This is a genomic window from Bacteroides sp. K03, assembly GCF_019734355.1.
In the GTDB taxonomy this organism is placed as follows: domain Bacteria; phylum Bacteroidota; class Bacteroidia; order Bacteroidales; family Bacteroidaceae; genus Bacteroides; species Bacteroides nordii.
This window is the reverse complement of sequence record NZ_JAASHC010000014.1, coordinates 50,822-64,389: the sequence shown is the minus strand read 5'-3', so window position 1 is coordinate 64,389 and position 13,568 is coordinate 50,822. Positions and strand designations below refer to the sequence as shown.

At 41.0% G+C, this 13,568-nt stretch carries 11 protein-coding genes; 5 read left to right on the top strand and 6 right to left on the bottom strand.

The window, feature by feature from the left end; translation table 11 throughout:
• The first annotated feature begins 38 nt into the window (after positions 1 to 38).
• Positions 39 to 647: a thiamine phosphate synthase gene (locus HCG69_RS11605; RefSeq protein WP_002559929.1), complete on the top strand. Its 609-nt coding sequence runs from the start codon at positions 39 to 41 to the stop codon at positions 645 to 647.
• A 93-nt stretch (positions 648 to 740) separates the two neighbouring features.
• Here the strand turns inward: HCG69_RS11605 and HCG69_RS11600 are convergent, their stop codons facing one another.
• From HCG69_RS11600 to ppdK, 3 genes are all read right to left on the bottom strand, one after another.
• Positions 741 to 1,352, bottom strand: coding sequence for a porin family protein (locus HCG69_RS11600; protein ID WP_002559928.1), 612 nt, complete (start codon positions 1,350 to 1,352; stop codon positions 741 to 743).
• A 223-nt stretch (positions 1,353 to 1,575) separates the two neighbouring features.
• Positions 1,576 to 2,094: an outer membrane beta-barrel protein gene (locus tag HCG69_RS11595; protein WP_221650183.1), complete on the bottom strand. Its 519-nt coding sequence runs from the start codon at positions 2,092 to 2,094 to the stop codon at positions 1,576 to 1,578.
• A gap of 200 nt (positions 2,095 to 2,294) precedes the next feature.
• Complete coding sequence (gene ppdK / locus HCG69_RS11590) at positions 2,295 to 5,015, bottom strand: pyruvate, phosphate dikinase (protein ID WP_007485863.1); 2,721 nt, start codon at positions 5,013 to 5,015, stop codon at positions 2,295 to 2,297.
• A 197-nt stretch (positions 5,016 to 5,212) separates the two neighbouring features.
• Here ppdK and rlmD point away from each other — a divergent pair, with 197 nt between their 5' ends.
• Together rlmD and HCG69_RS11580 are read left to right on the top strand one after the other, a co-directional pair.
• The gene (gene rlmD / locus HCG69_RS11585; protein ID WP_221650182.1) at positions 5,213 to 6,631 is read left to right on the top strand and encodes a 23S rRNA (uracil(1939)-C(5))-methyltransferase RlmD; all 1,419 of its coding nucleotides are present in this window, start codon (positions 5,213 to 5,215) and stop codon (positions 6,629 to 6,631) included.
• A gap of 10 nt (positions 6,632 to 6,641) precedes the next feature.
• A complete protein-coding gene (locus HCG69_RS11580) occupies positions 6,642 to 7,568 on the top strand; it encodes an RluA family pseudouridine synthase (RefSeq protein WP_221650181.1) in 927 nt (308 codons plus the stop codon).
• A 307-nt stretch (positions 7,569 to 7,875) separates the two neighbouring features.
• On the opposite strand, the gene HCG69_RS11575 is transcribed toward HCG69_RS11580, so the two are convergent.
• Complete coding sequence (locus HCG69_RS11575; protein ID WP_221650180.1) at positions 7,876 to 8,277, bottom strand: hypothetical protein; 402 nt, start codon at positions 8,275 to 8,277, stop codon at positions 7,876 to 7,878.
• Between the two features lie 10 nt (positions 8,278 to 8,287).
• Entirely contained in the window at positions 8,288 to 8,707 is a 420-nt protein-coding gene (locus HCG69_RS11570) for a hypothetical protein (protein ID WP_002559847.1), read from the bottom strand.
• Positions 8,708 to 8,821: 114 nt separating this feature from the next.
• Between HCG69_RS11570 and HCG69_RS11565 the strand changes: the two genes are divergently transcribed.
• Positions 8,822 to 10,462 carry a B12-binding domain-containing radical SAM protein gene (locus tag HCG69_RS11565; protein WP_221650179.1) on the top strand — a complete coding sequence of 547 codons (1,641 nt, stop codon included), beginning with the start codon at positions 8,822 to 8,824 and terminating at the stop codon, positions 10,460 to 10,462.
• A 24-nt stretch (positions 10,463 to 10,486) separates the two neighbouring features.
• On the opposite strand, the gene HCG69_RS11560 is transcribed toward HCG69_RS11565, so the two are convergent.
• Positions 10,487 to 12,274, bottom strand: coding sequence for a glycoside hydrolase family 88 protein (locus tag HCG69_RS11560; protein WP_221650178.1), 1,788 nt, complete (start codon positions 12,272 to 12,274; stop codon positions 10,487 to 10,489).
• Between the two features lie 436 nt (positions 12,275 to 12,710).
• On the opposite strand from HCG69_RS11560, the gene map reads away from it, so the two are divergent.
• Positions 12,711 to 13,565, top strand: coding sequence for a type I methionyl aminopeptidase (gene map, locus HCG69_RS11555; RefSeq protein WP_221650177.1), 855 nt, complete (start codon positions 12,711 to 12,713; stop codon positions 13,563 to 13,565).
• Positions 13,566 to 13,568 lie beyond the last annotated feature (3 nt).

Genomic DNA, 13,568 nt, shown 5'->3' with positions numbered 1-13,568 from the left:
ATTACTAACTTTGCTAAACAAACTGTTTAACATAAAAAATGAAGCTTATTGTAGTTACCACCCCCACCTTCTTCATTGAAGAGGATAAAATAATTACTGCTCTTTTTGAAGAGGGTCTGGATATCCTACATCTTAGAAAACCGGAAACGCCCGCTATGTACTCAGAACGTCTTTTGACACTCATACCGGAAAGATATCACAATCGTATCGTAACACATGAACATTTCTATCTGAAAGAAGAATTCAATCTGATGGGAATTCATTTGAATAGTCGTAACCCTAAAGAACCGCATGATTACGCCGGACATGTAAGTTGTTCATGCCATTCAGTAGAAGAAGTAAAAAATAAAAAGCATTTTTACGACTATGTGTTCATGAGCCCTATCTACGACAGTATTTCAAAAGTCAATTATTACTCTACATACACTGCCGAAGAACTTCGCCAGGCACAAAAAGATAAAATTATAGACTGTAAAGTCATGGCCCTTGGAGGCATCAACGAAGATAATTTACCGGAAATAAAAGATTTCGGCTTCGGTGGTGCTGTAGTATTGGGAGACGTATGGAATAAATTTGATGCCTGTTGTGACCGTGATTATCTGGCGGTAATAGAGCATTTCAAGAAACTGAAAAGACTGGCTGATTAAGAGAGCATAGTCATTCTATAAAAAAACTCCCACTTCATTCTTGAAGAATAAGGTGGGAGCTTCGTTTATTAATAAAAACAGTCAGGGGTTATCTTAAAATTTATATCCTAAAGTAATAGCACAGTTTATATTTTTTGGATTGGAGTCAATGTTCATATCCATCAACTTCACCAAACCAAACTGCCCGTCGAGTCCTACTATAATCCGACCAAACTCAGCCGCAACACCAACTCCTAAGCCTGCATCAAAACGATCAAAAGCATCACTACCAAAAGTGTTTTCTTTTATATCTGTCTTCGCTCCTCCAATCCTCATTTTTGTTCTGGTTTTCCCTCCTACTCCATAAGCCATATACGGACCGGCACTTACCACAATATTTGTATTATTAGCCACATTAAAACGTGCTGCCATCATAATTGGTAATTCAAAATACATAGCGTTGAATTTCACATCAGCTTCATCGCCAGAAACAGTTGCACTAAACTTAGCCCCCTTCTGGGATAAGAATAAGGAAGGTTGTAATAACCATGTATCATTAAAGGCATATTCCATTCCTACCCCTAATTTAACACCAACTTTTGCACTCACATCCAGATCACCTGTAAAGTTGCTAATATTCATACCGACTTTAGCATTCCATGAAACCTGTGAGAAACCTGCTACCGATAATAAAGCAAACATCACTAACAAAATACTTTTCTTCATGATTTTAGTGTTTTAATTAATAAAAAGTCATTTAGCCTCTGTATCTAACAACAATATACAAATGTATAATCTAATTACACACAAAACAAATATTAAGTCAACAATTACAAAACAAATAGATATTACATACATAAAAAAGGGAATTCCCTATTTACCGGAACTCCCTTCCCTATTTTTATTAGAAAATAAAGAATCTTCGCTCTAAATTTTCAAAATTGGTTTATTAAAATTCATAGTGGAAACCAAAGCTCAGATCTTCACTACGTAAGCTGATACCAAAGCCATCTTCTTTTACTGTATAATCATCTCTGAAACCAACAAAGCCACATTTAGCAACAAGACTAAAACTCTTGTTCAGTTTAAGAGCGATACCCGGTTGTAATCCGATTTCATAACCGTTCATTGCATCATCAGCATCTTTCACGCGGCTTGTAGAAAATCCCAAACCACCGTCAACAAACAGTCTTACAATCTTATTCTCATAATATGAAAAACGAGCATAAGGTGCAATAGCAACACTATTTGTCTTCAATCCCTTCAAATAGTCATGAGCATACGAGAAAGTTACACCTACCGCCCATTTCTCACTGAGGTTATAACCAACTTCCGGAGCTATTGTAAAATTTGTTCTATTGGCATCAGTATTACGCCATAAATTGAATGTACCACCCATGTAAATATCCTGCGCATTCACAGACAAAGTTGCAACCACAACAAACAAAAATACTAATAGTTTTTTCATTTTTCTTTTTATTTTAAATTAAACATAAAATAGGCAAGCATCCGGTGTCTATTTATTTTCGGGGCGCAAAGGTATAACAAGAGTTCTGATTATACAATTTTTTAGTTAGTTTTTTATAAAATACCCAAACAAGGAAAATAAAAGAGGGAAACCTGTTTGAATGGCTTCCCTCTCTCAAAATTAATATACAGTACTAATTATCAATCTTCTATCGCTGCTTGTGCGGCTGCAAGTCTTGCAATAGGTACTCTGAACGGAGAACAGCTCACATAGTTCAATCCCACTCTATGACAGAACTTCACAGAAGATGGTTCACCACCATGTTCACCACAAATACCACATTTCAAGTCCGGACGAACAGCACGGCCTTTTTCTGTTGCCATACGTACCAATTGGCCTACACCCTTCTGATCGAGTACCTGAAATGGGTCTACTTTCAGAATCTTCTTTTCCAGATAGACTGGAAGGAAGGAAGCGATATCATCACGAGAATAACCAAAGGTCATCTGAGTCAGGTCATTTGTACCGAATGAGAAGAACTCGGCAGAAGAAGCGATACGGTCGGCAGTCAGGGCAGCACGTGGAATTTCAATCATTGTACCTACCTTGAAGTCGATACGATCACCTACTTCAGCAAACAGTTTTTCAGCTTCCGCACGAATCACGTCTTCCTGTTGTTTAAACTCATACAAGATACCGGTCAGAGGCACCATGATTTCAGGATGAGTCTCAACCCCCTCTTTCTTCAATTCAAGTGCAGCACCTAAAATAGCACGTGTCTGCATCTGAGTAATTTCAGGATATGTATTTCCTAAACGGCAACCACGGTGGCCCAACATCGGATTGTGCTCACAAAGTGACTCTACACGCTGTTGAATATATTGCAGGCTTACCCCCATGGTATTTGCCATTTCCTGCTGTCCTTTCAAATCATGCGGTACAAACTCATGCAAAGGAGGATCAAGCAGACGTACAGTCACCGGACAACCTTCCATTGCCTTGAATATTCCCTTAAAGTCAGCCTGCTGGTACGGAAGGATTTTAGCCAATGCCTTACGACGTCCCTCGGCATCTTCTGCCAGAATCATTTCACGCATTGCCTTAATCTTTTCTCCTTCAAAGAACATATGCTCCGTACGGCAAAGCCCAATACCAACGGCACCAAAATCACGGGCTACTCTCGCATCATGCGGAGTATCGGCATTAGTACGTACCTGAAGTTTTGTATATTTATCGGCCAATGCCATCAATTCGGCAAAGTCACCGGAAAGTTCAGCAGCTTTGGTTTCTACCTTACCCTGATAAACTTCACCCGTACTACCATTCAATGAAATATAATCACCTTCTTTCAGCAAAACACCATCTACTTCAACCGTGCGTGCTTTATAGTCAATATTTAATGCACCTGCACCTGAGACGCAACATTTACCCATACCACGAGCCACAACAGCAGCATGTGAAGTCATTCCACCACGTGCAGTAAGAATACCCTGTGCCACAGCCATACCTGCAAGGTCTTCAGGAGAAGTCTCAACACGTACCATAACCACTTTCTTACCCCCTGCAGCCCATTCGGCAGCATCATCAGCAAAGAAAACGATCTGTCCGGTTGCAGCTCCCGGAGAAGCCGGCAAACCACGAGTCAATACTTTCGCTTGTTTCAAAGCATTTTTATCGAATACCGGGTGAAGAAGTTCATCCAGTTTATTGGGTTCAACACGCATCAAAGCTGTTTTCTCGTCAATCATTCCCTGATGGAGCAAGTCCATAGCAATTTTCACCATAGCCGCACCGGTACGTTTTCCGTTACGAGTCTGCAGGAACCACAATTTACCTTCCTGTACAGTGAACTCCATGTCCTGCATATCGCGATAATGATTTTCCAGTTTAGTCTGCAATTCATCCAATTGCTTATAAATTTCGGGCATTGCCTCTTCCATTGAAGGGAATTTAGCAGCACGAATATCTTCGGTCACACCAGCCAGTACGGCCCAGCGTTGAGAACCAATCTTAGTAATCTGTTGCGGAGTACGAATACCTGCTACAACGTCTTCACCCTGTGCATTAATCAAATACTCACCATTGAAGAGATCTTCACCGGTAGCGGCATCACGTGAGAAGCAAACACCCGTAGCAGAAGTTTCACCCATATTACCGAATACCATAGCCTGTACACTGACAGCTGTACCCCATTCATCAGGAATTCCCTCCATCTTACGGTAAAGGATCGCACGTTCGTTCATCCATGAATTAAATACTGCACATACGGCACCCCAAAGTTGTTCGTAGGCACAAGTCGGGAAATCTTTTCCGGTCTGTTCTTTTACAGCAGCTTTGAAACGTTTTACAAGTTCTTTAAGATCCGCCACTTCAAGTTCATTGTCCAGCTTCACTCCTTTTGCATGTTTCACGTCTTCGATGATAGCTTCAAACGGATCCACGTCTTCCTTGTTCACAGGTTTCATACCCAACACCACATCACCGTACATCTGTACAAAACGGCGATAAGAATCCCATGCAAAACGGGCATTCCCGGTCTTACGGGTCAATCCTTCCACTACCTCGTCATTCAACCCCAGATTAAGAATCGTATCCATCATACCCGGCATAGAAGCACGTGCTCCGGAACGAACGGAAACCAGCAAAGGGTTCTCAATATCGCCGAACTTCGACTTCATCAAGACTTCAATATTCTCAATTGCTTTTTCTACTTCATTTTTCAGGAGAGCTACGACTTTATCTTGTCCCAGTTCATAATATTCGGTACAAACGTCTGTTGTGATAGTAAATCCGGGAGGAACAGGAACCCCGATAAGGTTCATTTCTGCAAGATTGGCACCTTTGCCACCTAATAAATTCTTCATGTCGGCCTTGCCTTCTGCCTGGCCATTACCAAAAGTATAAACTCTTTTTTTGTCCATAATATGTATTTAAAGTTGTCTATTGGGTTTTTCTGTTCGCAAATCTAAGTATATTTCGTAAACCAAAAAACTTTTAGCGAAAAAAGTTTCTGCTAAAATGCAATTTCGACATTGCAATCTTTATTATTTCAAAGGATAGAGATAAATCCCGAAAAAATGCCTATTTTTGCGAAATAATTTATTAGACTGGTGTAAAAGTGGCAAGAAAGAGAAAAGAGCTTCCCCTACTGGAGAAGATAACAATTACGGATGTGGCTGCCGAAGGAAAAGCCATAGCAAAAGTAGACGACCTGGTGATTTTTGTTCCTTACGTAGTACCGGGTGATGTAGTAAACCTGCAAATCAAACGTAAAAAGAATAAATATGCCGAAGCAGAAGCAGTGAAGTTTCACGAACTCTCTCCGATACGTGCCGTTCCTTTCTGCCAGCACTATGGTGTATGCGGTGGCTGCAAGTGGCAAGTGTTGCCTTATGCAGAGCAAATAAAATTCAAGCAGAAACAAGTAGAAGATAATCTGAGACGTATTGGTAAAATTGAACTGCCGGAGGTATCTCCTATCCTGGGTTCTGCCAAAACCGAATTCTACCGGAACAAACTGGAGTTCACTTTCTCCAACAAGCGCTGGCTCACCAACGAAGAAGTAAAACAGGATGTGAAATACGATCAGATGAATGCTGTAGGTTTCCACATTCCCGGAGCATTTGATAAAGTATTGGCAATAGAAAAATGCTGGTTGCAGGATGATATATCCAATCGTATCCGCAATGCAGTACGCGATTATGCCTACGAACACAATTACTCATTCATCAACCTGCGTTCTCAGGAAGGTATGCTTCGCAACATGATTGTCCGCACATCATCTACAGGAGAATTGATGGTAATTATCATCTGCAAGATTGTAGAAGAGAGCGAAATGAAACTTTTCAAGCAACTGTTGCAATACGTAGCAGATACATTCCCCGAAATAACTTCCCTCCTATACATTATTAATAATAAGTGTAACGATACTATCAATGATCTGGACGTACACGTATTCAAAGGCAACGATCATATGTTTGAAGAGATGGAAGGACTGCGCTTCAAAGTAGGACCGAAATCATTCTACCAGACAAACTCGGAGCAAGCATACAATCTATATAAAATAGCCCGTAACTTTGCCGGATTGACCGGAAACGAACTGGTCTATGACCTTTATACAGGTACGGGAACCATCGCTAACTTCGTATCACGTCAGGCCCGCCAGGTAATTGGTATCGAATATGTGCCCGAAGCCATTGAAGATGCAAAAGTAAATGCAGAAATCAATGACATCCATAATGCACTGTTCTTTGCAGGAGACATGAAAGATATGCTGACGCAGGATTTCATCAACGAATACGGACGTCCGGATGTGATTATAACCGATCCTCCCCGTGCCGGAATGCATCAGGATGTGGTAGATGTTATCTTGTTTGCCGAACCCAAACGGATTGTATACGTTAGTTGTAATCCGGCCACCCAAGCACGCGACTTACAGCTGCTTGATGTGAAATATAAGGTGACAGCCGTGCAACCGGTCGATATGTTCCCACATACGCACCATGTAGAAAATGTAGTATTGCTTGAACTCAGATAAAAGAGAAAAAATGGCTAAAGAAAAAAGACCCAGAAGAACCCCGGCTGAGAAAGCCCGGGCGCAATATACCGGTTATCTGGTGAAGGAACCAATGGAACTCATGGAATTCCTCGCCGCTAAAATGCCGGATGCCAGCCGCACAAAGCTGAAATCATTATTAAGCAAACGTGTGGTTTATGTAGACAATGTAATAACCACTCAGTTTGACTTTGCTTTAAAGCCAGGCATGAAAATACAGATCAGCAAAGATAAAGGCCGGAAAGAATTCAATAACCGCCTGCTGAAGATTGTGTACGAAGATGCCTTTATCATTGTAATAGAGAAAAAGGAAGGGTTACTTTCTGTGAATACCGAACGCCAGAAAGAACGCACAGCCTATACCATCCTGAATGAATATGTACAACGCTCGGGCAAACACCACCGCGTATATGTAGTACATCGTCTGGACCGCGATACATCAGGCATAATGATGTTTGCTAAAGACGAAAAGACCCAGCATACTTTGCGCGAATACTGGCATGATATTGTTACAGACCGTCGCTATGTAGCAGTTGTGGAAGGCGAAATGGAGAAGGATCACGGCACAGTAACCTCCTGGTTAACAGACCGTACACTATACGTAAGCTCCAGTCAGTACGATGATGGTGGCTCTAAATCAATCACACATTATCACACCATCAAACGTGCCAATGGATACTCATTGATGGAACTCGATCTGGAAACAGGACGTAAGAATCAGATTCGTGTACATATGCAAGACTTGGGACATCCTATTATCGGTGACGGAAGATATGGTGGCGAAGGTGTTCCCAACCCTATTGGCCGATTGGCTCTGCATGCTTTCAAACTTTGTTTCTATCATCCGGTGACAAACGAACTAATGGAGTTTGAGACACCGTATCCGCCTAATTTCAAAAAGTTGTTTCTAAAGCAATAATCGTATATTGTAAATTAGTATTTGATATTTATAAAAGGGGGGCTCAGAAAGAGTTACCCCTTTTATAAATACAGCCATTTTCAGACAAAGTATAGTAAAGCTAAAAAAAGAAAGACCTCTTCTTCTGATCCCCACCTGGAAAACATATCAAAAACACCCAGAAGCAACTGAAAATCAGACAATAAAAAAGTACGTACTTTTAGGACACAAAAGTACGTACTTAACACACTGTTAATATGCATTTTAAATCACCGTTAAAATACTAAGTTTGCAAACAAAAAATCAAAGGGTTACAATAAGGCTTAACTTAGTTTGCTTCCAACGTGACGCCGAATTCATAATCTCCATCTGCATAAAGCTCACCATAAAGGAAACGTCCGGTAACATACACTCCTCTGATTTCCAACAGAGGATAATCCGAACCATAATCCAGATATAACGTTCCCATATCTATCCACCAACGCAGATTCAGGGTAGCCGCCCTTCCGCCATCTCCATAATAGTATTGCTCATCTATGGCATAATCATTCCCTTTGAAAGTGACACCACTTTCCACATCATAAGGTCCTACGGCAAAGCCTAAATTACCGACCCACGTACGCCCAATGAGATAATCATAGATGGTTTCATCATCTTCTTCACAAGAAGAAAAGCCAACAGCCAGCATGGTCAATACCAACAGCAACTTTATAGGATTCAATATTTTCATATTCGTTATTTTATTCTTTTACAAATGTCACTTCTATACCATCCAATTTACCAGAAAGATAGTTCTGACGTACCCAGACATTATCAAAATAGTGAATCTCTCCGGCACCACGATCCAGTTTCAACCCTTCCATTTCCTGATCTATCCATTCCCAATCAAAATTATAACTTTCAGTACGTGCAGGACGTGATTCGCCGACACGATAATAGTTGAATATCTCTTGTCCGCTCCTATCTTTCGTAAATTTCAGCTGATGGACACACTTCATATTATCTTCTGTATAATTTTCCGACCACGTTTTTCCACACAACTTTTCATCACTATTACGCAAATAATCATCTGTGTAGTAAACATCGTCACCACCACAAGCATTTAAACCAAGTGTCAATACTAATAACAATATAAATCGTGCATAGTTTAATTTTCTCATATTCTTATGACTTATAGTTAATATATGACGACAAATATAGCGTTTTTAATCAACGATGTGTGAATAAAGCCTGCTTTTTTATACCTTTGCGGCCATAAACGTTAAAATTCTTGCATGAAAATTCTTTGGCTCGACTTAAATAGCTCTTATGCCCACTCCTCTTTGGCGTTACCGGCACTGCATGCTCAGATTGCAACAGATAACTCCATCGAATGGGAAATCGTATCAGCTACTATCAATGAAAATGCAGGTATGGTGGCAAACAGTATCTATTATCACCAACCGGATATCATTGCCGCTACCAATTGGCTGTTCAATCACGAGCAGTTGCTACATATTGTTTCAAGAGCTAAAGCGTTGCTTCCGCAATGTTGTGTAGTTATGGGAGGACCTGAGTTTTTGGGAGACAATGAAGCGTTTCTGCGCAAGAATCCATTTGTCAGTTGTGTGTTTCGTGGAGAAGGTGAAGAGGTATTCCCACAGTGGCTTGAGTGTTGGAACCAACCGGAAAACTGGAATGCCATTGCCGGATTGTGCTACCTTGATAAAGAAGGAGGGTATCGCGACAATGGCATTGCCCGCGTTATGGAATTCGCCAATCTCATTTCGCCTGAACAAAGTCGCTTCTTCAACTGGAGTAAACCATTTGTACAACTTGAAACAACACGAGGCTGCTTCAACACGTGCGCCTTCTGTGTAAGTGGTGGAGAAAAACCGGTACGGACACTCTCTATAGAGGTCATCCGTGAACGCTTAAAAGAGATCCACCGACATGGTATCAAAAACATTCGTGTACTTGACCGTACCTTCAATTACAATAACAAACGGGCCAAAGAACTACTCAATCTGTTTCTCGAATTTTCTCCTGATATCTGCTTTCATCTTGAGATACACCCGGCCTTGCTCTCCGAAGAGCTGAAACAGGAACTTGCCAAGCTTCCCAAAGGTTTGCTCCATCTGGAAGCCGGTATTCAGAGTTTGCGTGAGCCTGTACTGGAACAAAGCCGACGGATGGGACGCTTATCCGATGCACTGAACGGACTGAAATACCTATGTACACTGCCCAATATGGAGACTCATGCCGATCTTATTGCCGGACTACCGCTGTATCATCTCTCCGAAATATTCGAAGACATACGAACCCTTGCCGAGTATGGAGCAGGAGAAATACAATTGGAATCGTTAAAGTTGCTTCCCGGTACAGAAATGCGGAGAAGAGCGGAAGAATTAGGGATTCAATATGCTCCACTCCCACCTTACGAAGTGTTGCAAACCAGGGAAATCAGTGTAGATGAGCTACAAACAGCCCGCTACCTCTCACGATTATTAGATGGTTTCTATAACACTCCTGCCTGGCAGTCTATCACGCGAAAATTGATTATGGAAAACCAAACATTTCTACACGATCTTTTAAATCATCTGATAGAGATAGGGCTGATAGACCAACCGCTGAGCCTGGAGAAAAGAGGATTGATTCTGTATGAATTCTGTAAAAAGTACTATACTGACTATCAGACGCAAGTAAGTATTGCCTGGATAGAGGCGGGTATGTCGTTAAAGAAACTTCCGGCTGAAAAAGTCAAAACCAAGCGGCAGGTTCCTCCTGAAACATGGACAACCATCTATGGCAAATACAAAGAAACACTGCGTTTGTGCTTTTTGCCAATAAATCAGGAGGGACAAGCCGGTTATTGGTTTGGATTTGAATCGGAAATACAGAAAATCGAACCGGTTTTTAAGGCGTTCACAACATGATACGCAACATCGCAAGTATCAAAATCATTGTTTGATAACCTTAAAGACCGCATTCTGAACTTTCACAAAATAAATCCCGGTTGAAAAAGAAGATATATCAATTGTCCGGTTCCATGTTTCTGTAACCTTGACTCCCAAAGCATTGTATATACAAATCGTCTCACCATCATCAGTACCTTCAATATTCAAGACATCTGAAGCCGGATTCGGGTATATCGTCACAGCTGTTTGATTTTCGATCCTATTGATATCCGTTGGCACGTCTATGATATTAATACGAGTCTCTAAAATACTGTTCCATTTATTTTTAGTATTTCCCTTTCCGCTTATTCTGACATAGCGGGCTTTACAAGGACCTATGTAAAACGTCTCCCAACGATCCGTATTTCCTCCGGATTGGCCATTAAAAACTTCTGTCCAGTTTTCATCATCCGTCGAAAGCTCTATTGAAAAGTTAAACTTGCGCTTATGCCCATCCCAAAATGCAATATCAACCGTTGCTATAGTTTCTTCTGATAGTAAATCGTACTTAATCCATTGTTCACCTTCGGCCGACCAACGTGTATTGAAATCCCGATCCAAAGTCTTTTCCGGGGTATTTGTCGTACCGGTTTCATAAGTACTTGCTGTCACGTTTATGTTCACTGCCTCGACAGGCGGTTCCGGTAAATCACCTACTTCCGGCATTTCACCTTCGGCCAGTTTTACAACTTCACTTCCGGCCAACAGGAAAGCTCCGACTCCATAGTCCCAGGTCGATTCAGCATTTAAGGGATAGTTTGACTCCGGCTTGAAACCTGGTCCTTGAACATATCCTAAAAGTCCGTTTTTATGAACCGCAATCGTAGTCATTCCATTCCACGCTTTGAGAACCACAGGCAGATAAAGCTCTCTATCGAGTACTCCGTGATTTATTCCCCAGGATAAGCCATATACAAAAAGGGCTGTACCGCTTGTTTCCGGACCAGCAAGATGTTCCGGATCGGACAGATTTCTATTCCAGAAGCCATCTTCACGCTGACAGACTTTTAAAGTTGCTGCCATTTCCGTCAGCAACTGAACATATTCCACTCTATAAGAATGATCGGCAGGCAGGTCATTCAAGACACGAACACAAGCAGCAACCGCCCAACCATTTCCACGAGACCAGCAGACTTTCTTCTTATTAGGACTCAGGCTCTTGGCAGGTACCTGCGTACTATCACGAAACCAAATGTGGTCTGTTTCATCATAAAGTTTCCAACGCGCTTTTGAATAGGTATGCATAGCATGCATCCGTTCAAAACAAACGTTATCTTTATACAAATCTCCCAGTTTCGAGAAAAGAGGCATCGCCATAAAATAAGAATCTACCCACCACCAATCGTCAATAGATTCCTGCGGATTAGCAATCAAATTATCCACACACTCTTTAATGGCCTGTATCTTATACTCCTGTTTATTTTTATCCAACCGGTACAAATCAATGTAAGTTTGCCCACACACTTGCCCGTCAGCACCATGCTTGTCAGCATTTACTCCCAACGCCCACTTATTTTTTTCGGCCCATAAGGTCATATAATCAAGTAACTTCTGATCCTGATAAACCTTATAAAACTCCATACATCCTGTGAAATAAGCGGATTTTACCCAATCGTTAGTTCCTGCGGAAATTGCATTGTTGGTCATGTAATAGTTGTTCACTAAAGCCATTTGCTGAAGGACTTCCATCTTTGTAGGTAACTGCAATATAGTTGCACTAACAGATAAAATGGGCACACAACAAAAGGAAACCAGTAACTGTTTCCTCAAAATACATTTATTCAAATTCATACTACTTCTTTAATTATTCTGGTTTGTGTTTATGAAGTTTTTATAAAACGGCTACAATATACAAATCATTAAATAATTGAAAAAAATTAATCCTAAAATTTTGTAGCAGAAGGATGCTTTTTGCTGATACATTAATTATAATGGTTAACAAGGGAATAGCAGAGTCAATGTATATGAGAGATTTATTCGATTTCTATTCCAAAGTCTGGGGAATCGACAAACCCATTAATAACTTATAAACAAACCGAAGAACAATATAACTCTGATTATTAATTTAAAATTCAAAAGTTTCAATCTCCAAATTCTATAAGCAATACCTAACCGCAAATACATTCAATCGATAAAGATCGTTATTTATCCAACCGAAAGCAATTAATTACTAATATTAATTCTCTACCTTTGTACCATTGACTGAAAGATAAAATATACAGAAACAATGAAAAAGTTCATCAAGGGCTTCCGGTTCACCCCTTCTAATTACCCGGACGAGATAGAAGATAAAATTCAAAAATACAGAAAACAAGGCATAAAACTCCCTCCACGAAAGGTACTCCGTACACCGGAACAATTGGAAGGTATACGCGAAAGTGCTAAAATCAATACTGCACTGCTGGATTATATTTCCGAGAACATTCGTGAAGGCATGTCTACAGAAGAAATCGACCGTATGGTATATGATTTCACTACCAGCCACGGTGCTACCCCTGCCCCACTCAATTATGAAGGATTCCCCAAAAGTGTATGTACGAGCATCAACGAAGTAGTATGTCACGGTATACCAAGTAAAAATGAAATTCTGAGTAGTGGAGATATTGTTAATGTAGATGTTTCAACTATCTATAAAGGATATTTCTCGGATGCCTCACGTATGTTTATGATTGGAGATGTAAATCCGGAGATGCGCCGGCTGGTACAAGTCACCAAAGAATGTATGGAAATAGGCATTGCTGCTGCGCAACCCTGGGCACGACTGGGCGATGTAGGTGCCGCTATCCAGGAACATGCCGAGAAAAACGGATATAGTGTAGTACGTGATCTTTGCGGACATGGAGTAGGTATGCAGTTTCATGAGGAACCGGATGTGGAACACTTTGGCCGCCGGGGTACAGGTATGATGATTGTTCCGGGAATGACATTTACCATAGAACCGATGATAAATATGGGTACATACGAAGTATTCATAGATGACGCGGACGGATGGACTGTCTGTACGGACGACGGAATGCCGTCGGCACAATGGGAAAACATGATTCTGATAACTGAAACCGGTAATGAAATACTGACGTATTAACTC